Source organism: Cognatiluteimonas profundi, assembly GCF_009792795.1.
GTDB lineage: Bacteria > Pseudomonadota > Gammaproteobacteria > Xanthomonadales > Xanthomonadaceae > Cognatiluteimonas > Cognatiluteimonas profundi.
Genome location: NZ_VKHQ01000003.1, coordinates 553,936 through 579,978, shown reverse-complemented (window position 1 = coordinate 579,978; position 26,043 = coordinate 553,936). Strand labels below are relative to the sequence as shown.

At 66.8% G+C, this 26,043-nt stretch carries 26 protein-coding genes; 10 read left to right on the top strand and 16 right to left on the bottom strand.

Features of this window, described 5'->3' with window-relative positions:
- The first annotated feature begins 22 nt into the window (after positions 1–22).
- From GST15_RS12935 to GST15_RS04690, 4 genes are all read left to right on the top strand, one after another.
- Complete coding sequence (locus GST15_RS12935) at positions 23–1,513, top strand: N-acetylmuramoyl-L-alanine amidase (protein ID WP_325064764.1); 1,491 nt, start codon at positions 23–25, stop codon at positions 1,511–1,513.
- 90 nt (positions 1,514–1,603) lie between these two features.
- Positions 1,604–3,379, top strand: coding sequence for a DNA mismatch repair endonuclease MutL (gene mutL, locus GST15_RS04700; protein WP_159016074.1), 1,776 nt, complete (start codon positions 1,604–1,606; stop codon positions 3,377–3,379).
- Between the two features lie 32 nt (positions 3,380–3,411).
- Positions 3,412–4,335, top strand: coding sequence for a DUF1684 domain-containing protein (locus tag GST15_RS04695; RefSeq protein ID WP_199268711.1), 924 nt, complete (start codon positions 3,412–3,414; stop codon positions 4,333–4,335).
- Positions 4,336–4,343: 8 nt separating this feature from the next.
- Entirely contained in the window at positions 4,344–5,282 is a 939-nt protein-coding gene (locus GST15_RS04690) for a TraB/GumN family protein (RefSeq protein ID WP_159016073.1), read from the top strand.
- 19 nt (positions 5,283–5,301) lie between these two features.
- Here the strand turns inward: GST15_RS04690 and rnfB are convergent, their stop codons facing one another.
- The 3 genes from rnfB to GST15_RS04675 all read right to left on the bottom strand — a co-directional run bounded on the left by rnfB (position 5,302) and on the right by GST15_RS04675 (position 8,366).
- On the bottom strand, positions 5,302–5,754 hold the full coding sequence (rnfB, locus tag GST15_RS04685; protein WP_159016072.1) for an Rnf electron transport complex subunit RnfB: 453 nt from the start codon (positions 5,752–5,754) through the stop codon (positions 5,302–5,304).
- A complete protein-coding gene (metG, locus tag GST15_RS04680) occupies positions 5,751–7,808 on the bottom strand; it encodes a methionine--tRNA ligase (protein ID WP_159016071.1) in 2,058 nt (685 codons plus the stop codon). Before metG ends, rnfB begins: the two co-directional genes overlap by 4 nt.
- Positions 7,809–7,922: 114 nt before the next feature.
- The gene (locus tag GST15_RS04675; protein ID WP_159016070.1) at positions 7,923–8,366 is read right to left on the bottom strand and encodes a DUF2147 domain-containing protein; all 444 of its coding nucleotides are present in this window, start codon (positions 8,364–8,366) and stop codon (positions 7,923–7,925) included.
- A 215-nt stretch (positions 8,367–8,581) separates the two neighbouring features.
- Between GST15_RS04675 and apbC the strand changes: the two genes are divergently transcribed.
- Positions 8,582–9,664 carry an iron-sulfur cluster carrier protein ApbC gene (apbC, locus tag GST15_RS04670; RefSeq protein WP_159016069.1) on the top strand — a complete coding sequence of 361 codons (1,083 nt, stop codon included), beginning with the start codon at positions 8,582–8,584 and terminating at the stop codon, positions 9,662–9,664.
- Positions 9,665–9,783: 119 nt separating this feature from the next.
- Entirely contained in the window at positions 9,784–10,353 is a 570-nt protein-coding gene (gene dcd, locus GST15_RS04665; protein ID WP_159016068.1) for a dCTP deaminase, read from the top strand.
- Between the two features lie 7 nt (positions 10,354–10,360).
- On the opposite strand, the gene pcp is transcribed toward dcd, so the two are convergent.
- The 9 genes from pcp to GST15_RS04620 are packed head-to-tail and all read right to left on the bottom strand — an operon-like array spanning position 10,361 to position 18,205.
- The gene (pcp, locus tag GST15_RS04660) at positions 10,361–11,020 is read right to left on the bottom strand and encodes a pyroglutamyl-peptidase I (RefSeq protein WP_159016067.1); all 660 of its coding nucleotides are present in this window, start codon (positions 11,018–11,020) and stop codon (positions 10,361–10,363) included.
- 49 nt (positions 11,021–11,069) lie between these two features.
- Positions 11,070–12,068: a DUF979 domain-containing protein gene (locus tag GST15_RS04655; protein WP_159016066.1), complete on the bottom strand. Its 999-nt coding sequence runs from the start codon at positions 12,066–12,068 to the stop codon at positions 11,070–11,072.
- Complete coding sequence (locus GST15_RS04650) at positions 12,061–12,738, bottom strand: DUF969 domain-containing protein (RefSeq protein ID WP_159016065.1); 678 nt, start codon at positions 12,736–12,738, stop codon at positions 12,061–12,063. Before GST15_RS04650 ends, GST15_RS04655 begins: the two co-directional genes overlap by 8 nt.
- On the bottom strand, positions 12,735–13,487 hold the full coding sequence (locus GST15_RS04645) for a 5-oxoprolinase subunit PxpA (RefSeq protein WP_159016064.1): 753 nt from the start codon (positions 13,485–13,487) through the stop codon (positions 12,735–12,737). Before GST15_RS04645 ends, GST15_RS04650 begins: the two co-directional genes overlap by 4 nt.
- A 9-nt stretch (positions 13,488–13,496) precedes the next feature.
- Positions 13,497–15,371 (bottom strand): DUF885 domain-containing protein, encoded by a 1,875-nt coding sequence (locus GST15_RS04640; protein ID WP_159016063.1) that lies wholly within the window; start codon positions 15,369–15,371, stop codon positions 13,497–13,499.
- Positions 15,372–15,430: 59 nt separating this feature from the next.
- Entirely contained in the window at positions 15,431–16,402 is a 972-nt protein-coding gene (locus GST15_RS04635) for a 5-oxoprolinase subunit C family protein (protein ID WP_159016062.1), read from the bottom strand.
- Entirely contained in the window at positions 16,399–17,091 is a 693-nt protein-coding gene (gene pxpB, locus GST15_RS04630) for a 5-oxoprolinase subunit PxpB (protein WP_159016061.1), read from the bottom strand. Before pxpB ends, GST15_RS04635 begins: the two co-directional genes overlap by 4 nt.
- A complete protein-coding gene (locus GST15_RS04625; RefSeq protein ID WP_159016060.1) occupies positions 17,091–17,516 on the bottom strand; it encodes an HIT domain-containing protein in 426 nt (141 codons plus the stop codon). The genes pxpB and GST15_RS04625 overlap by 1 nt, the downstream gene beginning before the upstream one ends.
- 23 nt (positions 17,517–17,539) lie before the next feature.
- Entirely contained in the window at positions 17,540–18,205 is a 666-nt protein-coding gene (locus GST15_RS04620) for a dienelactone hydrolase family protein (protein ID WP_159016059.1), read from the bottom strand.
- A 70-nt stretch (positions 18,206–18,275) separates the two neighbouring features.
- Between GST15_RS04620 and rimO the strand changes: the two genes are divergently transcribed.
- Genes rimO through GST15_RS04600 form a run of 4 tightly spaced genes read left to right on the top strand, consistent with a single transcriptional unit; the run spans position 18,276 to position 22,656 of the window.
- Complete coding sequence (rimO, locus tag GST15_RS04615) at positions 18,276–19,646, top strand: 30S ribosomal protein S12 methylthiotransferase RimO (protein ID WP_159016058.1); 1,371 nt, start codon at positions 18,276–18,278, stop codon at positions 19,644–19,646.
- A 47-nt stretch (positions 19,647–19,693) separates the two neighbouring features.
- Positions 19,694–20,578 carry a cytochrome b/b6 domain-containing protein gene (locus GST15_RS04610; protein WP_199268710.1) on the top strand — a complete coding sequence of 295 codons (885 nt, stop codon included), beginning with the start codon at positions 19,694–19,696 and terminating at the stop codon, positions 20,576–20,578.
- On the top strand, positions 20,571–21,341 hold the full coding sequence (locus GST15_RS04605) for a molybdopterin-dependent oxidoreductase (RefSeq protein ID WP_159016057.1): 771 nt from the start codon (positions 20,571–20,573) through the stop codon (positions 21,339–21,341). The genes GST15_RS04610 and GST15_RS04605 overlap by 8 nt, the downstream gene beginning before the upstream one ends.
- Positions 21,342–21,360: 19 nt before the next feature.
- Positions 21,361–22,656, top strand: coding sequence for an NRAMP family divalent metal transporter (locus tag GST15_RS04600; protein ID WP_159016056.1), 1,296 nt, complete (start codon positions 21,361–21,363; stop codon positions 22,654–22,656).
- Positions 22,657–22,668: 12 nt separating this feature from the next.
- Here the strand turns inward: GST15_RS04600 and greB are convergent, their stop codons facing one another.
- The 4 genes from greB to GST15_RS04580 all read right to left on the bottom strand — a co-directional run bounded on the left by greB (position 22,669) and on the right by GST15_RS04580 (position 25,910).
- A complete protein-coding gene (gene greB / locus GST15_RS04595) occupies positions 22,669–23,172 on the bottom strand; it encodes a transcription elongation factor GreB (RefSeq protein ID WP_159016055.1) in 504 nt (167 codons plus the stop codon).
- Between the two features lie 62 nt (positions 23,173–23,234).
- A complete protein-coding gene (locus tag GST15_RS04590; protein WP_159016054.1) occupies positions 23,235–23,660 on the bottom strand; it encodes a hypothetical protein in 426 nt (141 codons plus the stop codon).
- A 187-nt stretch (positions 23,661–23,847) separates the two neighbouring features.
- Positions 23,848–24,360, bottom strand: a complete 513-nt coding sequence (locus GST15_RS04585) for a copper resistance protein NlpE (RefSeq protein ID WP_159016053.1) — start codon at positions 24,358–24,360, stop codon at positions 23,848–23,850.
- 35 nt (positions 24,361–24,395) lie between these two features.
- Positions 24,396–25,910, bottom strand: coding sequence for a helicase HerA-like domain-containing protein (locus tag GST15_RS04580; RefSeq protein ID WP_159016052.1), 1,515 nt, complete (start codon positions 25,908–25,910; stop codon positions 24,396–24,398).
- Positions 25,911–26,043: the final 133 nt, after the last annotated feature.

The window sequence follows — 26,043 nt, the reverse complement described above, 5'->3', positions numbered from 1 at the left end:
TCTTGGTGCTTGAATCGGGGCCATGCGCACCAAGGGGGCAAGCTTCCAGCAATTCCTGCTCGGCATGGCGCTGATCGCCGCCGTCTGCTGGAACCTCGCGCGTGCCGGCGAGCTGAAGGACCTGGAGCTGAGCACCGGTCCGGCCGGAACCCGCGCGGAACTCGCGTTCGACCGGGAATCCGGTTTCCAGCTCATCACGCTCGCCAACCCCGACCGGCTGGTCGTCGACCTGCCGGGTTCGCGCCAACGCCCCGGATTGCGGATGCCCGCAGGCACTGGCCTCGTGCGCCAGGTTCGCAGCGGCCAGCCGGTCCCCGGCACCACCCGGGTCGTCTTCGACCTGGCGGCGCCGGTCAGCGCGATGCACCCCCATTTCGAGCCGGGCGCCACCGGACCGCGACTGGTCCTGGAATGGCCCGGTGACGGCAACCTGGCAGCGGGCCCCGTGCAGCAAACCGCAGCTGTGGCGACAGGAATGACGCCGCCACCAACGGCTGCCGCACGCATTGAAGGCTTCGCGACCGTGCAGCCTCGCATCGCCGAGCCAGCAGCGTCCGGGGCCGCGGCGCGGGACGACATCGTCGCCAGCAGCACCGCGCCGTCCGTCCAGGCTTCCCCCGGCACAGTCGCCACCGGTGTCCCGACGCGCGTGGCGACCGGTCGACCGGCGGTAATACCGGACGTTGCGACGACGCGGGCTCCCGACGGTGCACCCGTCAAGACGATGCAGGACGTCATGCGGCGTGCCGGCCTGCGCCCGTTGATCATCGCGATCGATGCCGGACATGGCGGCCAGGATCCGGGAGCGCGTGGACCGGGCGGCAGCCGTGAAAAGATGATCACCCTGGCCATTGCGCGCGAGCTTGCACGACAGGTCAACGCGACGCCCGGGCTCAAGGCATTCCTCATTCGCGACGCGGACGTCTTCGTGCCGCTGACCCAGCGCTACCAGCGTGCGCGTTCCGCGCGTGCGGACCTGTTCGTGTCGATCCATGCGGACGCATCTCCCAGTCCGGATGCCAGCGGTTCGTCGGTTTTCGTGCTGTCGCAGCGCGGGGCGTCATCGCAGGCGGCCCGTTGGCTGGCCACCCAGGAGAACGCGGCCGACCTGGTCGGTGGCGTGAAGCTGCAGGACAAGGACGACACGCTGGCGTCGGTGCTGCTCGATCTGTCGCAAAGCGCAACGATGCAGGCGTCCGAGGACACCGCCAACCAGGTGCTGGGTGGCCTCAAGCGGCTCGGCAAGACCCACAAGCAGGAGATCGAGCGCGCGAACTTCGTCGTGCTCCGGTCGCCGGATGTTCCCTCGCTGCTGGTTGAAACGGCCTTCATCACCAATCCGTCCGAAGAGCGCCGGCTGAACGATCCCGCCCAGCAGGCGCAACTCGCGCGTGCGGTGCTGGACGGCGTCAACAGCTATTTCCGGCGCCAGCCACCCCCGGGAACGCTGTACGCGGCGCGTGCCGATGCGGCTGGCAGCTTCTCGGGCACGCCGGGTGGCGGAAGTCCCTAGTCGATCCTCACGCGCGGTCGTTATCATCCGGGCTCATCCGCTTCATGGCGCCACGCTGGCGTCCAGCGCGCCATCGAGCCTGCCGTCACCGTGACGATTCGTCAGCTTCCCGACACCCTCATCAACCAGATCGCTGCCGGCGAGGTGGTGGAACGCCCTGCGTCCGTGGTCAAGGAGCTGGTCGAGAACGCACTGGATGCCGGCGCGCGACGCATCGACATCGACCTGGAAGAAGGTGGCGCACGCCTGATCCGCATCCGCGACGATGGCGAGGGCATCGCGGCAGGCGACCTGCCGTTGGCGATTGCGCGACACGCAACCAGCAAGATCACTTCGCTCGACGACCTTGAGTCGGTCTCGACGCTGGGGTTTCGCGGTGAAGCGCTGCCGTCGATCGCGTCCGTCAGCCGCTTCATGTTGGCCTCCCGGCACGTTTCCAGTGAACACGGCGCGGCGCTGCAGGTCGACGGCGGACGGGTTGGCGACATCACGCCCCGGAACCATCCGCGCGGCACCACGGTCGAGGTGCGCGACCTGTTCTTCAACGTGCCCGCCCGGCGCAAGTTCATGCGCGCCGAGCGCACGGAACTCGGCCATATCGAGGAATGGCTGCGCTCGCTCGCACTCGCCCGGCCCGATGTCGAATTGCGCGTGTCGCACAACAACAAGCCGACGCGTCGTTACCGCGGCGATGCCATGTTCGCCTCGACCGAGCGCCTGACGGAGACACTGGGCGCCGAATTTGGCGGCAATACGCTGCGCATCGATCATTCGGCAGCCGGCCTGCGGCTGCACGGCTGGATCGCGCGACCGGTGTACAACCGCGCCAGCGCCGACCAGCAGTATCTCTACGTCAACGGCCGCGGGATCCGCGATCGCAGTGTCTCCCATGCGATCAAGCAGGCGTATTCGGACGTGCTGTTCCATGGGCGCCAGCCGGCGTACGTCCTGTTCCTGGAACTGGACCCGCGTGCGGTCGACGTCAACGTGCATCCCGCCAAGCACGAGGTGCGCTTCCGCGAATCACGCCTGATCCATGACTTCGTCTACAGGACGCTGCAGGAGGCGCTTGCCGATACGCGCGCCGGCGCTGCCATGGACGCGTCGGTTGCCTCGCCCGCGTCGATGGCTGGACCATCGCGATGGGCCATGCCGCAACCGGACCTCGCGCTGCGGATCGATGAATTGCGCTCTGGATATGCGGCATTGCACGGGTCGCGCTCCGATGGGCCGTCGTCGACGGGCGGCGACCAGCCGTCGCAGCCGGATGCCGACGAAGCGGTGCCGCCACTGGGCTATGCGATCGCGCAGCTGCACGGGATCTACATCCTCGCGGAAAACAGGGAAGGCCTGATCGTCGTCGACATGCATGCGGCGCACGAGCGCATCGGCTACGAGAAACTGAAGACCGCACATGACAGCGTCGGCCTGCGCGTGCAGCCGCTGCTGGTCCCGCAGTCGATCGCGGTTTCCGAGCGCGATGCCGACTGCGCCGAGCGCGAGTCGCGGACCTTGGCGCTATTGGGTTTCGACGTGTCGCGTGCCGGCGTGCAGTCGCTGCTGCTGCGTGGGGTCCCGGCGTTGCTTGCCGAAGGCGACGTCGCCACCTTGTTGCGCGACGTGCTGGCCGACCTGCGCGAGCATGGTGGCAGCCGCCGGGTCACCGACGCGCGCGACGGCTTGCTGTCGACGATGGCCTGCCATGCGGCGGTCCGCGCACATCGGCGGCTATCCATCGCGGAGATGAATGCCTTGCTGCGCGAGATGGAGGCGACCCTGCGCTCGGGACAATGCAATCATGGTCGTCCGACCTGGGCGCATTTCACCCTGGGCGACATCGATTCCTGGTTCCTGCGAGGACGTTGATGCTGCGTGCGCACCGACAGATGCTGGCAACGATGATCGCCTTGACGGGCCTGGCGACGGCCTGTCATCGCAACGACGACGACACCAACTCCGGGAAATCCATGCAGCCAGCCGCCGAATCGGCTTTCGCACGCACTGAGCGACTGTGGCGCGAGACACGCCGGGCGACATTGCTCAAGCCCGACGGCTGGACCAGCCTCGTCGGGCTGCATTGGCTGGATCCGGGCGCGCATTACATCGGAAGCGCGGCCGACAACGGCATCCGCTTGGCGATGGGACCATCGCACCTTGGCATGGTCACGGTCGACGCCAAGGGCGTGCGCTTCGTTCCCGACCAGTCGGCCGCGCTCACCCTGGACGACAAGCCGCTTACGGGCGAGGTGACGCTGCGAACCGACGTGGAAACCGGTGGCGCGAGCGTGATCGGATTCGACGAGGGCAAGGGGGCGGCGACCGTGGTCGAGCGCAGTGGCCGCCATGCCTTGCGCGTCAGGCATGCGGATGCCCCCACGCGCCTGCAGTTCGCAGGGCTCGACTATTGGCCGGCGGACCCATCGTGGCTGGTGAAGGCAAAGTTCGTCCCGCATGAGTCCGGGCGGACGATGGAAGTCGCCAACATCATCGGCAGCATGGATGCCATGTCCAATCCCGGAACGGTCGAGTTCGAGCACGACGGCAAGGCCTGGAAGCTCGAAGCGCTCGATGAGGGCGAAGGCGTGCTGTTCCTCGTCTTCGCGGATCGCACCAACGGCCACGGCAGCTACGGCGCGGGACGCTTCCTCGATGCACCCATGCCCGATGCGCAAGGCAACGTGTTGCTCGACTTCAACCAGTCGCGTAACCCACCTTGTGCGTTCACGTCGTTCGCCACGTGTCCCTTGCCGCCACCCGAGAACCGCTTGGACCTCGCGATCACCGCGGGCGAAAAGGCCTACGCCAAGCCGGGCAACCATTGAGCTTCCGCATGCGCGCCCGTTCTGCGTTGACTTTCCTGACGACGCTGCTGCTTGCGGTTGCGACGTTCGCTGCCTCGGCATCGCCGCCGGTTCCCTTGTTGTGGAAGGTGTCCGACGCGGACAGCAGCGTGTACCTGCTGGGATCCTTCCACCTGCTCAAGCCTGGTGACTATCCCTTGTCGGCGGATGTCGACAAGGCCTTCGGCGATGCGCAGGCGCTGATGTTCGAAATCCCGCCGCAGGAGATGGCGTCGCCGGCGCTGGCCATGCAGATGCGGCAGGCCGGATTGCGTGTGGACGGCACGCGACTGGATGACGACCTGGATCCGTTGCTGCGCCAGAAGCTCGCCGGGTGGTTCGCATCGGACGCACGCAGCGGAAAGGCATCGGGGATCACGCCGGAGATGCTGCAGCAGTTCCGGCCGTGGCTTGCCGGCTTGATGATCAGCGTGGTCGGGATGCAGGAGCAGGGGCTGGATCCCGCGCTCGGACTGGATGAACACTTCGCCAGCGCAGCGGCGGCCGCCGGCAAGCCCGTGGCAGGCCTGGAAACCGGCGCCCAGCAGATCGCCTTCCTCGCAGCCATGGATCGCGACGAGCAACTGCAGTTCCTGGCTGAAGCGCTGGGCGATTCGGAACCGGGCAACCACGAGTTGGAGACCTTGCATGCAGCCTGGCGCCGCGGGGACGCAGCGACGCTATGGACCGTGATGGCTGCCGCGATGAAGCGCGACTACCCGAAGCTCTATCGGCACATCGACATCGACCGCAACGACGCATGGGTTCCGCAGATCGAGAGACGCCTTGCGTCACCTGATCGGTCGACGACGCTGGTCGTGGTGGGCGCGCTGCATCTTCTCGGCAGCGACGGCGTTGTCGAGAAGCTGCGCGCCAGGGGTTATCGCGTTGAACGCGTGTGTTCCGCGTGCCCCGGCCGGAAGCACTGACGCAGGCCCGCGTCGCCGCTCAATCCATGCCTGCGGGCTGGGAGGCCAACGGCGGCAACAGCACGATGCAATCCACCGGGCATGCGGGAACACACAGTTCGCAGCCGGTGCATAGCGCCTCGATCACGGTATGCATGTGCTTGCCGGCGCCGATGATCGCGTCGACAGGACAGGCCTGGATGCACTTCGTGCAGCCGATGCAATCGGCCTCGACCACCATCGCCACCTGTGCTGGCTTGTGCGTGCCGCGATGGCGATCGAATGGACTGGGCGCAAGGCCGAGAACGTGCGCGAGCGAGCGTGCACCCGCATCGCCCCCGGGCGGACAGTGGTCGACGCCTGCAAGGCCGGTAGCCATGGCTGCGGCGTACGGACGGCAGCCGGGATAACCGCATTGCCCGCACTGCGTCTGCGGAAGCAGGCGGTCGAGCCGTTCCACAAGCGCGTCACGCTCGTGACTTGCCGCGCTCACTTCACCGGCATGCCCGGCTTCGCACCGGTGTCGGCATCGAGCAGGTACAGATCGCCCGAATCGGAGCCTGCCGACAGGATCATGCCTTCGCTGATGCCGAAGCGCATTTTTCGCGGCGCCAGGTTGGCGATGAAGACGACGTTGCGCCCGACGAGTGCCGACGGATCACCGTAGCTGGCGCGAATGCCGGAGAAGATCTGGCGCTTGCCCAGCTCGCCCGCATCGAGTTGGAAACGCAGGAGTTTGTCGGATCCCTCGACCGGATCGCAGGCAAGGACGCGCGCGATGCGCAGGTCGAGCCGGGCGAAATCCTCGATGCCGATGCTGGCTGCCGAGTCGCGGGGACCAGCGACAACCGCTGGCGTTGCCGTGGGCGCTGGCGCGGGGATTGCATTGGAGCCTGGCAGCGACTCCCGGCTGGCTTCGGTCATCTTCTCGAGATCCTTGGGGTCGATCCGGGTGAACAATGGGGAATACGCATGGATGCGGCGGCCAAGCAGGGGTTGGTCGAGATCGTCCCAGTGCGACACCTCCGCATCGAGGAAGCGCTCGGCCTCTGCGGCCACGCGCGGGAGCACAGGCTTCAGCATGCCGGCAATGATGCGGAACAGGTTCAGGCCCTGCGAACAGACGCCTTGCAGTGCTGCGTCGCCATCGGCCTGCTTGGCCAGGATCCAGGGCTTGCGCTCGTCGATGTACTTGTTGGCCTCGTCGGCCAAGGCCATCGCCATGCGCAGCACGGCCGCCGCATCGTTGCGTGCATAGGCATCCGCCGCCATTGCGACCTGCGCCTTGAACCGTTCGTACATCGCGGGTTCTGGCAGCGTCGACGCAAGCATGCCGTCGAAACGCTTCTCGATGAAACCAGCGCAGCGGCTGGCAAGGTTGACGAATTTCCCCACGAGGTCGGCATTGACCCGCGCGGTGAAGTCGGCCAGGTTCAGGTCGACATCGTCGACGCTGCCCGCGGATTTGGCGGCGAAGTAATAGCGCAGCGCCTCCGGATCGAGCCCGCAATCCAGGTAGGTCCGGGCCATGACGAAGGTGCCGCGCGACTTCGACATCTTGGCGCCGCCAACGGTGAGGTAGCCGTTGACGTGCAGGCGCGTCGGCGCGCGGAAGCCGGCCCCGTGCAGGACCGCCGGCCAGAACAGTCCGTGGAAGGTGACGATGTCCTTGCCGATGAAGTGGTGCAATTCGGCGTCGCTGTCATGGGCAAGGAAGGAGAAGACATTCAGTCCCTCGCGTTCGCACAGCACCTGCAGGCTGCTCAGGTAGCCGATCGGTGCATCGAGCCAGACGTAGAAATACTTGCCCGGATGGCCGGGGATCTCGAAGCCGAAGTAAGGAGCATCGCGCGAGATGTCCCACGCACGGATGCCGCCTTCCCCGTCGAGCCATTCCAGCAGCTTGGCCTTGACGGCGGGGACCGCGACGTCACCCGCCAGCCATTCGCGCAGGAAATCCGCGAATTGCCCGACTTCGAAGAAGAAATGCCCTGATTCGCGCAGTTCGGGCTCGGCGCCGCTGAGCACCGAGCGTGGTTCCTTCAGGTCGGTGGGGGCGTATGTCGCGCCGCAATGCTCGCAATTGTCGCCGTACTGGTCAGGCGTCCCGCAGTTGGGGCAGATGCCCTTGATATAGCGGTCCGGCAGGAAGATCCCGCGCACGGGATCGTAGAGCTGGGCAACGCTGCGGTGGCTGATGTGGCCGTTGTTCTCGAGCCGCGCGAAGATGGCTTCGGTCAGGGCGCGATTGTGGGCCGAGTGGGTCGAATCGTAGTGGTCGAAGGCGACGCCGAAGGCAGCGAAATCGCGTTCGTGGCCGGCCTGGATGCCGGCGATGTAGGTTTCGGGCTGCAATCCGGCCTTTTCGGCGGCCAGCATGATCGGCGTGCCGTGGGTGTCGTCAGCGCAGACGAAGTGGACGGTATCGCCGGCCAGCCTGCGTGCGCGGGTCCAGATATCGCCCTGGATGTAACCAACCAGGTGACCCAGGTGCAGTGCGCCGTTGGCGTAGGGCAGGGCGCAGGTAACGACCTTCGTGCGTGGCATGGCGGGCAGTGTCGGAGCGGCCGACGATTGTCGCACGATCAAAAATGACTATCGAAAACGCCGGATCCGAGCCGATGCGCGGCCTGCCGATGCAGGCCGCGCTGGCGACAGGTCTCAGTTCGCGGCTTCGCGTACCCAGGTCTGGCTGCGGCCCAGCAGCGAAAAGCCCATGTACCCGCGGACTTCGAGCTTCGCGCCCTGTTCGACGGGGGTCATCTTCGCCGAATAGACCTTGCCGTTCTTGGGGTCGAGGATCCTTCCGTCATCCCAGGTGTTGCCTTCGTGGCGCAGCCCCCAGGCAATGACCATTCCGGTGATCGGCTTGTTGTGGTTGGCGCCCTTGCAGGCGTCGCACAAGGGATTTGGACCCTTGTCGGAATCCAGGACCTGGACCACCTTGCCCGCGAGGGTGCCATCGGTGGTTTCGTAGATCTCGACGATGGACTTCACCTTGCCGGTCTTGTCGTCGATGGTGCGCCACTTGCCGACCGGGGTGTTCTGGGCGAAGGCCGACAAGGGCAGCAGGGCCAGAAGCAGCAGGATGAATTTCGTTCGCATGATCCCTCCAGAGGAATGGTTGGGCGAACGGCAGGCGCGTTCGACCAGCAGGATTTATACCAGCATCCGCTGGAGTACGGTCGGCGGCCAGTCGCGGTTGCGTTCAGCTGGATGGGTCTGGCGTTCAACGACCTGGGCGCGTCCGGAGATCCAAGGCATGGATCGGTACGCCGCACCGGGCTGGTCGTTACAATCACTGGTTTGGAGGCAACGACATGGGTGAGCTGGAAATCCGCCTTTCCGAGGTGGTCGATCCGGCGAGTGGCCTGTCGCTGTCGGACACCGGCGCGCGGATCGCGGTCGGCGAACAAGCAGGCGCGGCATCGCTGGCGATAACACTCGGCTATCCGCTCTCGGCGGACGGACAAGGTCGTTTGCGCGATGCCATCCAGGCTGTTGTTGTCCGCAGCGGCTTGAGGCTTGCCAGCCTGGACCTGCGGCATCGCATCGTCCCGCACGCGGTGCAACCGAACGTCTCGCCGCTGCCGCACATCCGCAATGTCATCGCGGTCGGGTCGGGCAAGGGCGGTGTCGGCAAGTCCACGACAGCCGTCAATCTGGCGTTGGCGCTGGCAGCCGAGGGCGCCAGGGTCGGCGTGCTCGACGCGGATGTCTACGGTCCGAGCATTCCAATGATGCTGGGGCTTTCCGGTCGCCCGGACAGCCCCGACGGCAAGATGATCGTGCCGATGCGGGCACACGGCATCGAGGCCATGTCCATCGGCCTGATGGTCGAGCAGGACACCCCGATGATCTGGCGCGGCCCGATGGCGACATCGGCATTGACGCAGCTGCTCACGCAGACCCTTTGGGGCGGCGAAGACCAGCTCGGACTGGATTACCTCATCGTGGACCTGCCGCCTGGCACGGGCGACATCCAGTTGACGCTGGCGCAGAAGATCCCGGTGGCCGGGGCGGTCATCGTCACGACCCCGCAGGATGTCGCCACGCTCGATGCGCGCAAGGCGCTGAAGATGTTCGAGAAGGTGCAGGTGCCGGTGCTCGGCCTGGTCGAGAACATGGCCGTGCATGTCTGCAGCAACTGCGGTCACGCCGAACATGTATTCGGGCACGGCGGCGCTGAACGGATGTCCAGCCTGTACGGGGTGCCCCTGCTCGGCAGCCTGCCGCTGGAGATCGGCATCCGCGAGCAGGGCGACGCGGGTGTGCCGATCGTCGTGTCCGCCCCGGGCTCCCCGGTGGCCATGGCCTATCGCGAGACGGCCCTTCGGATGGCCGCGCAACTGGCGATGCGTCCACGCGCGCGCGCCACGATCGGCGCCTCGCTCGCGGGCTGAGGCGCGCGTACTGGATCGCCGGCCGGCGGGTTCGGCCGGCGCGGATTCCGGGCGGCCCTTTGACGGGCGCGCGCTAGTAGAATGCGCGGCTTCGCACACGACCCGCCGGTACGCATCGCATGACCATCAAGAGTGATCGCTGGATCCGGCGCATGGCCGAATCCAAGGGGATGATCGAGCCATTCGAGCCGCAGCAGGTCAAGCACGCCGCCGACGGGCACCGCATCGTCAGCTATGGCACCTCCAGCTACGGCTATGACGTGCGCTGTTCGCGCGAATTCAAGGTCTTCACCAACATCAATTCGACCATCGTCGACCCCAAGGCCTTCGACCCCGGCAGTTTTGTCGACGTGCATGCCGACGTCTGCATCATCCCGCCCAATTCCTTCGCGCTGGCGCGGACGGTGGAATTCTTCCGGATCCCGCGCGACACGCTCGTCATCTGCCTGGGCAAGAGCACCTACGCGCGCTGCGGAATCATCGTCAACGTGACCCCGCTGGAGCCGGAGTGGGAAGGCCACGTGACACTCGAGTTCAGCAACACCACGCCGCTGCCCGCGCGGATCTATGCCAACGAGGGCGTGGCGCAGATGCTGTTCTTCCAGTCGGACGAAGTCTGCGAAACCTCATACAAGGATCGCGGCGGCAAATACCAGGGACAGACCGGCGTGACGCTTCCGCGTACCTGAGCGTCGGTCAGTTCTCTGCGCCGGCTGCCATGCGCAGGTCGGCGTCCGTGGCCAGCGCCACCTCGAGCGCGATCTGCAGCGACTTCGCCACCGCGCCCACCGACAGGCTCGGCGCACCCGGATGGCGGGCTGCCTGTTCCGGTGAATACGGGATGTGGATGAATCCGCCGCGCGCGCGCGGCCGATCCCGCAGCGCGTGCATCAGTCCATAGAACACCGCATTGCAGACATAGGTGCCGGCGGTCTGGGAAATTTCGGCGGGCATGCCTGCAGCGCGCAGCTCCACGAGCATCGCCTTGATCGGCAGCGTCGCGAAATACCCGGCAGGGCCGCCGGGAACGACCGGTGCATCGATGGGAGACGCGCCGGCGTTGTCGGGAATGCGCGCATCGGCGATGTTGATCGCGACGCGCTCGATCGACAGTTGCGCGCGGCCTCCGGCCTGGCCGACGCAGAGCACGAGCACAGGATCGAATGTGTCGATCAGGTCGCGCAGAACATCCAGCGAGTTGTCGAATTCGACAGGCAGGCGACGCGAAACGATGCGGCGCCCGCGCAGCACCTCACCATCCAGTGCCTGGACCGCTTCCCAGCTCGGGTTGATGGTCTCGCCGCCGAACGGAGCGAAGCCGGTCAGCAGGATGGGGGCAAGCGATGGATCGGACATTGGACGGTCGTCGGTTCTTCAGTGCATGGACGGGCGGGTGGAGCTGCCCTCAACGGAATACCAGCACCGCCATCAACGCCATGTTGACGATGAGCAGCGCGAGTGCGGTTGGCCATTGTGCGCGGATCACCGCATAGGGATCCTGGAGCTCCAGCAAAGCGGCCGGAACCAGGTTGAAGTTGGCGGCCATCGGCGTCACCAGCGTGCCGCAATAGCCGGTGAGCATGCCGAGCGAGCCCATGATCGCGGGATTGGCGCCATGCAGGTGCACGAGCAGCGGCAGGCCGATGCCCGCCGTCATCACCGGGAATGCCGCGAACGCATTGCCCATGATCACGGTGAACAGGACCATCCCGAGGCTGTAGGCGACAACACAGGCCAGCGCGCTCTGGGTGGGGATGACGGACGACACCAGTGCCGCGATCGCTTCGCCAACGCCGCTGGCGGCGAAGACACCACCCAGGGTCGCGAGCACCAGCGGCAGCAAGGCGGCCCAGCCCATTGCGTCCAGCAGGCGACGTCCTTCCGCTGGCGCGGCGATGACCGGCTCCCGTGTGACGAGCAGGGCTGCGATCGCGGCGATCACGCTTGCCAGCGCGAGCCCGATCAGCGTGACGCTGCCTTCGCCGAGCAATGGGTGGCCGGCGATCGACAGCCGTGGGCCGACCAGCACCGTCGCAATCGTGAGCAGCGGGATCAGCAATGCGGGCACGAACAGCCGATGGCCGAGCCGTTGCGCCGATGCCATGCGGCGCTGCGCGGGGACTTCGGCGATCGGCGCACGGTGCATGCGGATCGCCAGCACGCCCAGCGCGATGACGCCGATGCCGGCCCATTGCGCAGGCAGGGCATCCCCAGCTTTTTTTGCGGCCAGGATGGCGTCGCCGCTGCCGATCAGCACGCCGAGCACGCACCAGAAGCCGGCGTGCGTCCAGCGATGTTGGCGCACATTGCACCACGCCGCATACAGCAGGAATGCGGCCAGCACCCAGTAGAACAGTCCAATGTCGAGCAGTCCCGACAGCGGCGTCGCGGGGGCGCTAGGCATCGGTGCGCCTGCGCTCGAGCGCGCGCTGGAACAGCAGGATGCGGGTCGCGTGGATCAGGAAGGCCGCGACTGCCGTCGGCAACGCCCAGAGCGCGATCTGCAGCGGTTCGAGGATGATGCCGTTCTGCGCGTAGAAGCCCTGGATGAGCAGCACCGCACCAATCGCGACGAAGACGTCCTCGCCGAAGAACAGCCCGACATTGTCGGTTGCGGCATCCATCGCGAGGATGCGCTCGCGCGTCGCGGCATCGACCTGGCCCAGCGATTTTTCCGCAGCGGCTTCGCTCATCGGTGCCAGCAGCGGACGTACCGTCTGCGCATGTCCCGCCACGTTGGTCAGGCCGACCATGCTGAGCAGTTGTCGCAGGCCGAGGTAGCCGATCAGCAATCGGGCGAGCGTCATCCCGCGCATTCGCAGGATCCAGGCATGCACATGCTCGCGCAGGCCGGCGCGCTCGAGCACGCCGATCGCCGGGAGGGTCAGGGCGAACAGCAGCAACGCCCGGTTGGACACGAAGCTTTCGCCAAGCAGCGCCAGCAGGTCGCCAATGGGCTTGCCGGCAAGCAGGCCGCTGGCGAGCCCGGCGATCACGACCACGATCACCGGGTTGAAACGCAGCACGAAGCCGATCACGACAACGGCGATGCCGAGCAACGGCCAGTAGTTCATGGCGTGCCTCCCGGCGCGCGGATCTGGACGCCTTCGGCTTGCAGTGCAGCGCGCAACGCGGCTGCGAACGCCGCGGCATCGCTGCGGTCCCCGTGCAGGCAGAGCGTGTCCGCGCGCAGGCGCACGCGCGTTCCGTTTCGCGCGACGACGACGCCCTCGCGCAACAGCATCCGGACCTGGGCCAGCGACGCGTCGAGATCCTCGATCACCGCGCCCGGCGTCCCGCGCGGGGCCAGCCGGCCATCCGCCTCGTACGCACGCTCGGCGAACACCTCATGGGCGACGCGCAGGCCGGCACCTTCGCCAGCGTCCGTCAGGCACGAACCGGACAGCCCGTAGAGGATCAGCGACGGATCGACGCTCGCGACGGCCGCAGCGATGGCGTCGGCAACGGAGCGATCGCGGGCGGCCAGGTTGTAGAGCGCGCCATGTGGCTTGACGTGTCGCAGCTGTGCGCCGAGATCGACGCACACCGCAGCAAGGGCACGAACCTGCACCGACACCGACGTGTGGATGGCAGCGGGCGGCAATGCGATTTCGCGTCGGCCGAAATTCGTACGGTCCTCGAACGACGGATGCGCGCCGATCGCGACGCCGTGGCGCTGGCACAGCGCCACGGTCTCCCGCATCGAGGCCACATCGCCTGCGTGGCCACCGCAGGCGATGCTCGCCGAACTGATCAGCGGGACGATCGCCGCATCGCTGCCGCAGCCTTCCCCCAGGTCACAGTTGAAGTCGAGCTGCGGCAATGCGTGCGGTCAGGGCGTGATGGCAGGGGCTGCTTTCTGGGCCGAGCTTGCGGCTGAAGCCGGAGCCGTCGTCGCCGAAGCTGGAGCGGCGGAACTCGCATTGCTGGCGGGAGTTGCGCCCGCGGCGACCGTCCACAGCTTCGCTTCCGGCTTGCCGCCCAACATCTGCGCGCGGACCAGCGGAATCGGTGGACCGCCGTAGCTGAGGAACTGGTCGTGGAACGCCTTCCAGCTTGCGCGGCCGCCGTGCGTCTCCGTCCAGTCGTCGCGCAGCTGCATGATCATCAGCTTGCCCAGCGTGTAATTGAGGTAAGCCGGATCGTAGGTGCCGCGTGCCGCCTGCTGGCGCGCGTTGCCGGGATCCTGGAAGGCCTTGTCCTTGAACATCTGTTCGGACTGCGCCATGGTCATGCCGCCGGTGTGCAGGCCGATCGCGGACAGGTAGCGCACGTCGCGCAGCAAGGCTTCGCTGAGCTGGCCGATGTGCGTTTCCGGCGTCGCGCCGTCGAGCCCCGCATCGAACATCATCTCCTCGCAGTAATGCGCCCAGCCTTCGGCGTAGGCATAACCGACGAACAGCTGGCCGAACTTCCATTCGGCGCGATTGGCATGCAGGAACTGCAGGAAATGCCCCGGCCAGACTTCATGGGCCGAGGTGAACAGCAGCACTGCCTTGCCGGGGATGTAGGCCTGTTGCTCGGCCTTGGGCCAGGTCGGATCCGGCGGCGCGATGTAGTACACGGACGGCAGGTTCTTCTCGTACGGCCCCGGGATCTCGATGTAGGCGAAGTTCCAGCGGTTGAACGGTGGCGCTTCCTCGACCTTGGCTTCTTCGGTGCCCGGGATCGTGACCAGGTCCTTGTCGACGATGAACTGGCGCAGGCCGGCGAGTTGGGCGCGGGCGCCTTCCACCGCTCCGCCAACAGGCTTGTCCTCGTTGACCTTGGCGACGCAGTCGCTGAGCGACTTGCCCGCGGCGAACTGGTCGCACGCGGCCTTCAGTGCGTCGAGGTTGCGCTGCAGGTCGGATTCGCCCGCGGCTTTCAGCTGGTCAAGCGGCATGTCGACAAGCTCGGTCGCGTGTAGCATCTTCGAGAACTTGTCCGCGCCCAGCGCGAAGTCCTGCGTGGCCTGCGGCTTCTGCGCCTTCAGCCAGTCGGCGAGATCCTGCGACGCCTTGATGGCGGCGGCGTTGCTGGCCTTGAATCGCGCCTGCAATGCATCGTCCTTGACGTCGGCGAAGATCGCCGGCACGTCGGTCTTGAAGAAGCTGGCGAAGCCGCCAAAGGAATTCACGCCCAGGTCGATGTACGACGCGGGCAGCGGCAACTTGAGGTTGGCCTTGATCTGCTCCAGCGCCTTGGGCAGCGCTTCCTGGTAGGTGACGAACGCCGCCATCCGCTGCGGCAGCGGCGCGTAGGGCCGCGTGAGATACATGCTTGGCGAGAGGTCGCCGGCGTAGTAGGCGGGGTTGTTGTAGGCGAATCCCGAATCCTCGAGCCAGAACAACTGGCCGTCGATGACAGCCAGCACGTAGTCGCGCTGGAAGCGGCCCTTCTCGTCCAGTTTGTCGTCAGTGAACGCGGCGAACGTATTGCGCTGCGCGTGCAGCCAGTCGGCATTCGCTTTCAGGCCCGCGGGGCTGTAATCGGGAAGCTTTCCGTCGAATTCATGCTTGCCGGCGTTGGCGGCGAACACCGGGTTGCGCTGGAAGGCGCCGGTCAGGAACGCATCGACCGCCGAGCTGAGTGCCGCGCTGTCGTTTGCGGTCGCTGCGACGGGTGCCGGTGTCGTCGGCGCGGATGTCTCGGGTTTCTGTTTGCAGCCTGCGATGAGCGCGGCGGCGATGAAAGCGGACAGTGTGACCACGCGGAACGGGCGCATTGGACGACTCCACTCGAGGAAGCGCCGAGACTAGGCGCTTGCGCAGCGCCGCGCAACGCTCATCGGTCAGCCTTGGCGCCCGGGCTGCGGGCCGTGATTGCCAATGCAATCCGTGCCAGCCGGCGCGCCTGGTCCAGTCGCGCCTGGCGCGCCTCGTCGTGGGTGCATGGACGAAACCGCAGGGCCTCGCCCGGCCGCAACTGCGCCAGTCGCGGCCAGTCGGCACGGATGACGTGGCCGATGCGGGGATATCCGCCATGGGTCTGGGCATCGGCCAGCAGGACGATGGGGCGGCCATCGGCGGGCAGTTGGATCGTGCCGGGCGCCACCGGCTCGGAGATGCGCCCGGTCGAGTCGCCCGGCGCCAGCACCCGACCCTCCATGCGCAGCCCCTGGCGATTGCTCGCACTGGTGATGCGCCAAGTCGTCGCGAAGAGTCCGTGCGGCGATGGCTCGCTGTCCGACGGCGGAAGGACGCGTGCCACGGCAGGAACGTCCCACTGCAACTCCGGTGATGGGTCGATCCACCATCCGGGAATCCGCACCGCGTCGGTCGCGACCTGCATCGGGGGAAACGACAGCGTGTCGCCACGTTGCAGTGCCCGGCCGTGGACGCCGCCAAAACCTCCGCGCAGATCCGTGCTGGCGCTGCCAAGCACGGACGCGACAGTGAATCCGCCCGCCACCGCCAGGTATGCGCGTGCGCCGTTACGGCACGGGCCGAGCGACACGGTTGCGCCTGCCGGCACGCGAACCGGCCGCCAGCCGGGCAGGGATTGCCCATCGATGCGCGCTTCGATGTCCGCACCGCAGACGGCGATGACGGCGGCTCGCGTGCACGCGAGCGTTGGCCCGGCGAGATTGATTTCCAGTGTCGCGGCATCGACGCGATTGCCCACCAGCAGGTTGGCGATCGAATGCGAATAAGCGTCGAGTGCGCCCGCCCGGCCAACGCCGAGATGACGGCTGCCGGTCCGCCCGAGGTCCTGGATGGTCGTCAGCAATCCCGGTGCGAGGACGCGCAAGCTCATGGATCAGCAGCCGACACGAACTCGACGCGGTCGCCTGGCGCGAGCAGCGCGGGCGGCTCGCGCGCGGGATCGAACAGCAGCTTCGAGGTGCGGCCGATGATGCGCCATCCGCCGGGACCGCTGCGCGGATAGATGCCCGCCTGCTCGCCGCCGATGCCGACGCTGCCAGCCTGCACGTGCAGTCGCGGAGTGGCGAGCCGTGGCATGGCGAGCGTCTTGTCGAGCCCCAGCAGGTAGGGAAATCCCGGGGCGAAGCCGAGCATGGCGACGGTGTATCGACCCGATGCATGCAGCGCGACGACATCCGCGACGGTCATGCCCGCATGTGCGGCAACGTCTGCGAGATCGGGGCCATCATCGCCGCCGTAGCGCACCGGGATCCGGACCAGGCGTCCTTCGTCGCTGGACGATTCGACGAATGCCTGCCGTCGCAGCCACCCGATCGCATCAGCTTGCATGTCCAGGTCGGGATGCGCATCGATGTCCAGGAACAGGGCGAGAGTCGCATAAGCCGGAACGATGTCGAGCAGCCACGCCGGACGGATGCGTGCGATCTGCCGTGACAGCGCATGCACGCGTGCGTTGGTCGACGCGTCGATGGCGTCGCCAAACCGCAGCAGCAATGCATCCTCGCCGAGTCGATCGATGGCGGGCAGCTGGTCCGCGGTGGCCCGCTCGACGATCGCCATCAGCTGGACAGCAGTCCCTGCAGCAGCGAGATCCGCTCGACCAGCAGTTCGGGCGTGTAGGGCTTGGCGGCGACGCGCCCCCAGACCGGCGATGGCCATGCGGGGTCGCTTTCCTGCCGCGCGATCACGTGCACGTGCAGTTGCGGGACGAGGTTGCCCAGCACGGCGACGTTGAGCTTGAACGGCCGGAAGGCATCACGCAGCACGCGGGAGACGCGGTCGACCTCATCGGTGAGGAGATGCCGCTGCGCGAGGTCGAGGTCGATGAGTTCGCGGGCGTCCGGCACGCGCGGCACGAGGACGAGCCAGGGATAGTTGGCGTCGTCCATCAGCCGCACGTCGCTCAGATCGAATGACGCCAGTGGATGGGTGTCGGCATCGAGCTGCGGATGCAGCGCATAACGGGGCGGTTGGTCACGGTGCATGGCGGCACTCCCGGACAGATCGATCAACGCAGGGCCTCGTCGAAGAAGGCCAGCGTTCGCGTGCGTGCCAAGCGTGCGCTGGCGGGGTCGAACGCCTTGGGATCCACGTCGCGGTCGAAGGCATGTCCGGCCGGGTACACATGGATCTCGGCCGTGGGCATTTTTTCCCGATGCGTCGCGATGTCCTCCGCGCTGATGCTGCCGTCGCGCTCGCCAAAGTGGAACTGCATCTGGGCGCGCAATGGCTCATCGAGGAACGGAACATTGCGGGCGCCGTAGTAACTGACCGCCGGACAGCCGAGCCGCAGGTTGGCGAGCAGCGCGACCGTGCCACCCCAGCAGAAACCGACGACACCCACCCGCAGTCCCTCGCTGCCGAGCAGTTCCGCCGCCGCGCCGGTGATCGTGTTGGCCTGCTCGAGGCTCAGCTTGGCAATCAGGGTTTTTCCCCTGGCGAAGCCATCCTCGTCGTAGCCCAGCTCGACGCCGCGTTCGATCGGATCGAAATAGGCGGGCGCGAGCGCCACGAAGCCGGCTGCCGCATAGCGGTCGCAGACGCTGCGCATGTGCGCATTCACGCCAAAGATCTCCTGGACGACAACCAGGCCGCCATGCGGGGCGCCCACGGGATCTGAACGCCAGCCGCCAATGCTGCCCAGTGGGGTGTCGAATGCAATATCGCGGCCCATGGGACGTCCTTGCATCGGGAGGGATGATTCTAGCGCCGTATAATTCCCGGCCGTCACCGCCGTGCTGCCCATGTCCCTGGTTCCATCAAAGCTTGTTTCGCCCAAGATCGGATTCGTCAGCCTGGGTTGTCCCAAGGCACTGGTGGATTCCGAACGCATCCTCACGCAGTTGCGCGCGGAAGGTTATGCGATCGTTCCGAGTTACGACGCCGCCGACGTGGTGGTCGTCAATACCTGTGGGTTCATCGATTCGGCCGTGGCCGAGTCGCTGGATGCCATCGGCGAGGCGATGGCGGAGAACGGCAAGGTCATCGTCACCGGCTGCCTGGGCAAGCGCGCCGATGTCATCCGCCAGGCGCATCCGGGCGTGCTGTCGATCAGTGGTCCGCAGGACTACGCCAGCGTGATGTCCGCGGTGCATGCGGCGGTTCCGCAACGGCATGATCCCTTCGTCAGCCTGGTGCCGCGCCGCGCCGCGGAGGATGCGGACGACATCGGCATCAAGCTCACCCCGCGGCATTACGCCTACCTGAAGATTTCCGAAGGCTGCAACCACCGCTGCACCTTCTGCATCATCCCGTCCATGCGCGGCGACCTGGTGTCGCGGCCGGTCGACGATGTCCTGCGCGAAGCCGAGCGACTGGCGAAGAGCGGCGTCAAGGAACTGCTCGTGGTCTCGCAGGACACCTCCGCGTATGGCGTCGATGTGCGGTACGCGGAGCGCCAGTGGCGCGACAAGCCCTACCAGACCCGCATGAAGTCGCTGTGCGAAGGGCTTGGCGAACTCGGCATCTGGACACGCCTGCATTACGTGTATCCGTATCCACACGTCGACGAGATCATCCCGTTGATGGCCGATGGCGCGATCCTTCCCTATCTCGACATTCCGTTCCAGCACGCCAGTCCGCGCGTGCTCAAGTTGATGAAGCGGCCCGGCGCGGTCGACAAGACGCTTGAACGCATCCAGCGTTGGCGCGACATCTGCCCGCAGATCACGGTGCGCTCGACATTCATCGTCGGCTTCCCGGGCGAGACCGATGCCGAATTCGAGGAGTTGCTCGACTTCCTCGACGAAGCCCAGCTCGACCGCGTGGGCGCGTTTGCCTATTCGCCGGTCGAAGGCGCCAGGGCCAACGCATTGCCGGACCCGGTACCCGAGTCGCTGAAGCAGGAGCGTCTCGCGCGCTTCATGGAGCGGCAGGCGGCGATCTCGACCGCCAAGCTCGAGGCGAAGGTCGGGACGGTGCAGCGTTGCCTGGTCGATGCGATCGATGGCGAGCTGGCGATTGCGCGATCAATGGCCGACGCACCGGAAATCGACGGCCTGGTGCAGATCCAGGATGGCTTCGAGGCCGGCCTGCAGCCGGGGCAGTTCGTCGATGTCGAGATCCTCGGCAGCGACGAGCACGATCTGTACGGGGAAGTGTCCGGACTGGTTTGACTGCGCCGCATGCCGGCGTACCCTGCGATCGGCGCAGGAGGTTGGCGATGGCTTCGATCCCGATGGTGGAGAATGCGGTGCCGCCCGGCAGCCAGCAAGGCGCCTGGCGCGTCGTCGTCCGCCACCGCCTGCCATTGCGTGTCATGCACTGGATCAACCTGCTGTGCATGCTGGTGCTGGTCGGCAGCGGGCTGCAGGTTTTCAACGCACATCCGGCGCTCTATTGGGGGGCTGTCGCCAATTTCGACAATCCCGCGTTCGCCACCGATGCGGTCCGCGGGCCGGATGGCAAGGCGCGCGGCATCACCACGATCGGCGATCGGCATTTCGATACCACCGGCCTGCTCGGTGTGTCGCGCCGGGCCGACGGCATGCGGGTCAAGCGCGGCTTCCCCGAGTGGGCCACCATCCCGGGCCCGCGGTCGTTGGCGTTGGGCCGTCGCTGGCATTTCTTTTTTGCCTGGCTGTGGGTCGTCAACGGGGCTTGCTACCTGCTGTGGTCGCTGGCCAGCCGGCATCTCGGGCGCGACCTGATGATGCAGGGCCGCGACTGGCGCGGCATCGGTCGGTCCATCGTCGATCACCTGCGTTTCCGGCATCCGCAGGGTGACGCCGCAACGCGCTACAACCCGCTGCAGAAGCTGGCGTACCTCGGCGTGATCGTCGTCCTCGCGCCGCTGGCGGTGCTGACCGGCTTGTCCATGTCGCCGCAGATGGGCACCGTGCTCGGCGGCTGGCTCGACTTCATCGGCGGCAGGCAATCGGCCCGCACCCTGCATTTCATCGTGATGTCGCTGTTCGTCGCCTTCACGATCGTGCATGTGCTGATGGTCGTGTACGCCGGTCCGATCAACGAGATGCGGTCGATGATCACCGGGCGCTTCCGGGTGCGCGACCTGGATGGCGAGACTGGAGTCCAAACCCATGACTGATGACATCCAGCCCGGGCGTCGGCGCGTCCTGCGCGCGGCAATTGCCGGTACGGGAGCGACGTTGCTGGCGGGCTGCGATGCGCTGTCGAACAGTTCGCGTTTCGTCGATGTGCTGAGCCTGGCCGAGCCGTTCAACCAGCGCCTGCAGCGCGCGCTGACGGGCAAGCGGCTGGCGACGGAGTTTCCCGAATCGATGATCTCGCCGGTGTTCCGGCCCAACGGGTCGATCAACCCGCAGACGCCCGAATACCTGGCGTTGAAGGCGGGCGGATTCCGCGATTACCGCCTGCAGATTGCTGGGCTCGTGGAGCGCCCGCTGGAATTTTCGCTGGATGCCTTGCGTGCGATGCCGACCCGGACGCAGGTCACCCGCCACGATTGCGTGGAAGGCTGGAGCGTGATCGGCAAATGGAGCGGCGTGCCGCTGGCGCACCTGCTCGACCTGGCGCGTCCACGGCCGGGCGCGCGGCTGGTCGTGTTCCATTGCTTCGACGATCTCACCGGCGATGGCTCGCGCTATTACGAAAGCGTCGACCTCGAGGATGCCTATCATCCGCAGACGATCGCGGCGTTCAGCCTCAATGGATCGCCGGTGCCCGTCGCCAACGGCGCGCCGGTGCGCATGCGGATCGAGCGCAAGCTGGGATACAAGCAGCCCAAGTACGTGAAGCTGATCGAGGTCGCCGACAGTTACGCCGCCCTTGCCGGGGGCCGTGGTGGCTACTGGGAAGACCAGGGCTACGACTGGTGGGGCGGCATTTGACCATCGCGACTGACGTGCGATGACACGACGCAAGCGTCGCCAGCCGGAGAAAGCTGCCTCCGGACGCCATCGGCTTCTCGCGACCCTGGGTCCCGGCTTCATCACCGGTGCGTCGGACGACGATCCCAGCGGCATCGCCACCTATTCGCAGGTCGGCGCGCAGTTCGGCTACGGCATGTTGTGGACGATGCCGTTCTCGTGGCCGCTGATGACGGCCATCCAGGCCATCAGCGGGCGCATCGGCCGCATCACCGGGCATGGCATCGCCGGCAACCTGCGGCGCTATTACCCGCACTGGCTGGCGCGCGTCGTGGTGGCGCTGATGGTGGCCGCCAACATCGCCAACATCGGCGCCGACATCGCGGCGATGGGAGAAGCACTCAAGCTCCTCGTCGGCGGTCGGGCAATCGTGTATTCGGTGCTGTTCGCATTGCTCAGCATCGCGCTGCAGGTGTTCATCCCGTACCACCGATACGCGCGATTCCTGAAGTGGCTGACGATCGCACTGTTCGCCTACGTGGCAGTCGTCTTTGCCGTGCGCGTCCCGTGGAGCGCAGCGTTGCGTGGCACCTTCCTGCCGGCCATCAGCCTGACGCCCGCATACCTGACGGCGGTGATCGCGGTATTCGGGACGACGATCAGCCCCTATCTGTTCTTCTGGCAGGCGTCGGAGGAAGCGGAGGAAACCGCCGATGCGCCGCGCGACAAGCCCTTGAAGAAGGCTCCGTGGCAGGCGCGCTCGCATTTGCGGCGCATCAATACCGATACAGCGATCGGGATGGCGTTCTCCAACCTCGTCGCGTACTTCATCATCCTCACCTGTGCGGTCACGTTGCACGCCAGGGGCGTCGATGACATCAACAGTGCCGCGGAGGCCGCCGAGGCCCTGCGACCGATCGCGGGCAACTTCACCTTCCTGGTGTTCAGCGCCGGCATCATCGGCACCGGGCTGCTGGCGATCCCGGTGCTGGCCGGGTCCGCGGCCTATGCGGTGGGCGAGTTGATGCACTGGCATGTCAGCCTGGAAAGCAAGCCGCGCCAGGCCAAGGGCTTCTATGCCGTGCTGGTTGCAGCCGTGCTGCTCGGCCTGTCGCTGGACTTCACCTCGATCAATCCGATCAAGGCGCTGTTCTGGGCGGCCGTCATCAACGGGCTCGTGGCGGTCCCGGTGATGGTGATGATCATGCTGCTGGCCAACAACCCCAGGGCGATGGCCGAATTCACCTTGCCGCCGGTGCTGAAGATCGCAGGCTGGATGGCGACAGCGGTGATGCTGGCCGCGATGATCGGGATGCTTGTCACCTGGCTGCGATAGCCGCGATGGGCATCACGCCGGGTAATGGATGCCGATGATGGCAAAGCGCACGCCGCCGCCTGGAAGCTCCGCCTCGAACTCGTCGCCAGCGCGTTTTTTCAGCATCGCGCGTGCCAGCGGCGAATCGATGCTGATCCAGCCGAGCGTGGCATCGGTTTCGTCCGGACCGACGATCCGGTAGCGGGCCAGTTCGCCATCGTCGAGGCGCTCGACCTCGACGTGCGCGCCAAAGAACACCGCATCGGCATCGGTCGGGGCGGTCTCGACGACACGCAGTGACTGCAGGCGCTTGCTCAGGTAGCGGACGCGCCGGTCGATTTCGCCCAGTTGCTTCTTGCGGTAGGTGTATTCGGCGTTCTCCGAGCGGTCGCCTTCCGCGGCCGCGGCGGCAAGCGCGCGCACGACCTCCGGACGCCTGGCACGCCACAGGTCATCCAGTTCGGCCTTCAGGCGTGCATGGCCCTCGCGGGTGATCAGGGCCGTGCTGTGTTCGGCAGGAGGACGCCAACGGGACATGACGACAACGACGGGACGGGCCCGCCGTTATCGCAGAGCAATGCCGACAGCTCAAGTCCGACTCAGGGTTGGCTGATGCGCTGGACCAGTTCGGACGATGTGTAGGGCCCGGCCGCGATGGTGTCGGTGTGCGACGCCATCATCGTGCGCAACTCGAGTCCGCCTGCGAAACCGACCTTCAGGCCTTGCTTGCGGGCCAGCGCGTCGATCTTGTCGGATGTCGCGCTATCGCTGTTGGGCGCGATGCCGACGTAATCCCAGCTGTCGCCGTCCAGGTGGACGTACCACTGCGTCGCCGGCACGCCAGCCTGGCGAGCCACCGCATCGCGGGCGGCCATCCATTTCAGGAAATCCGCCTGCTTGCCTGGCGCGACGCGGTAGATGCTCACGATTGCCTCGTGGCCCGCACCCTGGGCCGACGCGACCTGGGGCAGGACGAATACGGCGGACAGCAGCGCCGCGTGCAACGCACGGGTGAAAGTCGACATGAAGTGCTCCTTGCGCGAAACGCGCAACGGCCGGCGAGGGGCGTCCCACCTTCCCCGGCCAAGGAGGCGACACGACACGCCATGGGCGATATCCACGATGGCCCATCGTGCTGGCATGACAACGCGGAGCGCGCCCTCGGGCGGTCAGTCGGCGGAATGCCGGCTTGGGACGTCCCGGCCGGCGGCGTCAGTTGCCGCGGGTCAGGCGCTGGGCGGGGCCGGGGAGCGGCTTGCCGTCGCTGCCGACCGCATCGAGTTCGTCGTTCGACACGATGGTGAAGACACGATCGTCCTCGCCCTTGCTGTTCGGGTCCAGGCGGATGCGGCTGTCGTTTTCCTCGGAGTTCCAGCTGCCCGCGATGTCGTGGGTGCCGGCGGGGCGATCGCGGTAGACGTCGGTCAGGCGGAAGCTGCCATCGGGCTTGAGCTCCAGCGTTTCGTCGATCCCGGGGCAGTCGGCGCAGGGCAGGGCGCCGTGGAAGGTCCCGGCGAATGCCTTGCTGCTGAAACCGGCGGCGTTGGGCTCGACGCCCGCTCCGGCCAGATCCGGCGTCGACGTCTGGGATGTCGTCGCGCTGGCGGCGGGCGCAGCAGCCTGCGGCGCAACGGCCTGGGGTGCGGCCGGGGTCGGGGCTTCGCGCTTGCAGCCAAGCAGCGCCAGGCAGACCAGTGCGGATGCAACGAGCAGCTTTCGATTCATGGGTGTTCCCGGTCGGAAGGGTTGTGCAAAGGATGTCATCGGCGACCGCCAAAGATACCGCCAAGGACGCCGCGCAGGATCTGCCTGCCCACCTGGCTGCCGACGGTGCGGGCGGCCTGCTTGGCCATCGATTCGACGACGCCCTGGCGCCGGCTGGTGCCGAACATGATGTCCTTCACCGATTGCTGGAGGCCTCCCGTCGGCGCGGGGGACGCGGGCGCCGTATTGCCCTGGCGTGTCGAGCCGCCATTGGCGGGAGCATCGACGTGTCGGGCGGCGAGCATCTCGGCAGCCGACTCGCGGTCGGCGGTCGTGTCGTATTTGCCACCGACCGGGCTGCCGGCGCGGACCTTCGCCCGCTCGGCGTCGGTGATCGCGCCCATGCGGCAGCGCGGCGGCGCGACCAGCGTCCGTTCGACCGGCATCGGCACGCCCTTGTCGAGCAGCATCGACACCAGCGCTTCACCGGTTTCCAGCTGCGAGATCGTCCGGGCCACGTCGAGCCCGGGATTTGGGACGAAGGTTTCCGCCGCGGTCTTCACCGCTTTCTGGTCGCGCGGCGTGTAGGCGCGCAGGGCATGCTGCACGCGGTTTCCAAGCTGTCCGAGGATGTTGTCGGGGACGTCGTCCGGGAATTGCGAGCAGAAGTACACGCCGACGCCCTTGGAGCGGATCAGCCGCACGACCTGCTCGATGCGTTGCTGCAACGCCGGCGGCGCATCGTCGAACAGCAGGTGCGCCTCGTCGAAGACGAACACCAGCTTGGGTTTGTCCAGGTCGCCGACTTCAGGCAGCTTCTCGAACAGTTCCGAGAGCAGCCAGAGCAGGAAACTCGAATACAGGCGCGGCTTCAGGATCAGCTGGTCGGCGGCCAGGATGCCGATGACGCCACGCCCATCCGGCGTCGTGCGCATCAGGTCGGACAGTTCCAGCGCGGGCTCGCCGAAGAAGGCGTCGCCGCCCTGTTGCCCCAGTTGCAGCAGCGCCCGCTGGATCGCGCCGATCGACTGCGTGCTGACCAGCCCGTAGGTCGCGGAGATGTCCTTGCGATTGTCCGACACGTGGTTGAGCAGCGTGCGCAGGTCGTCCATGTCCAGCAGCAGCCAGCCGTTGTCGTCGGCGAGCTTGAAGACGACTTCGAGCACGCCCTCCTGGGTGTCGTTCAGCTCGAGGATGCGCCCCAGCAGGGTCGGGCCGATCTCGCTGATCGTCGCGCGCACCGGATGTCCGAGCTTGCCGTACAGGTCCCAGAAAATCGTGGGCGCGCCCTCGGGGGCGTAATCCGCGATGCCGATCTGCGCGACGCGCGCAGCCACCTTGTCGTTGGGCGTGCCTGCGACGGCGAGGCCGGCCACGTCGCCCTTCACATCGGCCAGGAACACCGGGACACCGATCCGGGAGAAGCCCTCGGCGAGCGTCATCAGCGTCACGGTCTTGCCCGTTCCGGTCGCGCCCGCCACCAGGCCGTGGCGATTCGCATACCGCGGCAGCAGTGACACCTTGCCGCCATCCGCTGTGGTGACGGCCTTGCCGACGAGGATCGGGTCCATGTGCGTGCGCTTCCGTGGGTTCGCGTCGATTCTATGCGCAACCGGTCGATTCATTCGCGTGCGCGACCGTGCATTCGACCAGCGCATGGGCGTGTTGGCGTTTTCAAGTGCGGCGTGGCGCCCGGAAACGCAC

Excerpts from the sequence above, each read along its gene's own strand:
- GST15_RS04655 (WP_159016066.1), bottom strand. The coding sequence starts at position 12,068 with ATGCCTAGCGCCCCCGCGACGCCGCTGTCGGGACTGCTCGACATTGGA.
- GST15_RS04585 (WP_159016053.1), bottom strand. The coding sequence starts at position 24,360 with ATGAATCGAAAGCTGCTCGTTGCATCCGCACTGGTCTGCCTGGCGCTG.
- GST15_RS04640 (WP_159016063.1), bottom strand. The coding sequence starts at position 15,371 with ATGCGCCCGTTCCGCGTGGTCACACTGTCCGCTTTCATCGCCGCCGCG.
- GST15_RS04610 (WP_199268710.1), top strand. The coding sequence starts at position 19,694 with ATGGCTTCGATCCCGATGGTGGAGAATGCGGTGCCGCCCGGCAGCCAG.
- GST15_RS04695 (WP_199268711.1), top strand. The coding sequence starts at position 3,412 with ATGATCGCCTTGACGGGCCTGGCGACGGCCTGTCATCGCAACGACGAC.
- GST15_RS12935 (WP_325064764.1), top strand. The coding sequence starts at position 23 with ATGCGCACCAAGGGGGCAAGCTTCCAGCAATTCCTGCTCGGCATGGCG.
- GST15_RS04690 (WP_159016073.1), top strand. The coding sequence starts at position 4,344 with ATGCGCGCCCGTTCTGCGTTGACTTTCCTGACGACGCTGCTGCTTGCG.
- pxpB (WP_159016061.1), bottom strand. The coding sequence starts at position 17,091 with ATGGCGATCGTCGAGCGGGCCACCGCGGACCAGCTGCCCGCCATCGAT.
- dcd (WP_159016068.1), top strand. The coding sequence starts at position 9,784 with ATGACCATCAAGAGTGATCGCTGGATCCGGCGCATGGCCGAATCCAAG.
- GST15_RS04635 (WP_159016062.1), bottom strand. The coding sequence starts at position 16,402 with ATGAGCTTGCGCGTCCTCGCACCGGGATTGCTGACGACCATCCAGGAC.
- GST15_RS04605 (WP_159016057.1), top strand. The coding sequence starts at position 20,571 with ATGACTGATGACATCCAGCCCGGGCGTCGGCGCGTCCTGCGCGCGGCA.
- rimO (WP_159016058.1), top strand. The coding sequence starts at position 18,276 with ATGTCCCTGGTTCCATCAAAGCTTGTTTCGCCCAAGATCGGATTCGTC.
- GST15_RS04600 (WP_159016056.1), top strand. The coding sequence starts at position 21,361 with ATGACACGACGCAAGCGTCGCCAGCCGGAGAAAGCTGCCTCCGGACGC.
- pcp (WP_159016067.1), bottom strand. The coding sequence starts at position 11,020 with ATGTCCGATCCATCGCTTGCCCCCATCCTGCTGACCGGCTTCGCTCCG.
- GST15_RS04625 (WP_159016060.1), bottom strand. The coding sequence starts at position 17,516 with ATGCACCGTGACCAACCGCCCCGTTATGCGCTGCATCCGCAGCTCGAT.
- GST15_RS04580 (WP_159016052.1), bottom strand. The coding sequence starts at position 25,910 with ATGGACCCGATCCTCGTCGGCAAGGCCGTCACCACAGCGGATGGCGGC.
- GST15_RS04620 (WP_159016059.1), bottom strand. The coding sequence starts at position 18,205 with ATGGGCCGCGATATTGCATTCGACACCCCACTGGGCAGCATTGGCGGC.
- greB (WP_159016055.1), bottom strand. The coding sequence starts at position 23,172 with ATGTCCCGTTGGCGTCCTCCTGCCGAACACAGCACGGCCCTGATCACC.
- metG (WP_159016071.1), bottom strand. The coding sequence starts at position 7,808 with ATGCCACGCACGAAGGTCGTTACCTGCGCCCTGCCCTACGCCAACGGC.
- apbC (WP_159016069.1), top strand. The coding sequence starts at position 8,582 with ATGGGTGAGCTGGAAATCCGCCTTTCCGAGGTGGTCGATCCGGCGAGT.
- GST15_RS04650 (WP_159016065.1), bottom strand. The coding sequence starts at position 12,738 with ATGAACTACTGGCCGTTGCTCGGCATCGCCGTTGTCGTGATCGGCTTC.
- GST15_RS04675 (WP_159016070.1), bottom strand. The coding sequence starts at position 8,366 with ATGCGAACGAAATTCATCCTGCTGCTTCTGGCCCTGCTGCCCTTGTCG.
- GST15_RS04590 (WP_159016054.1), bottom strand. The coding sequence starts at position 23,660 with ATGTCGACTTTCACCCGTGCGTTGCACGCGGCGCTGCTGTCCGCCGTA.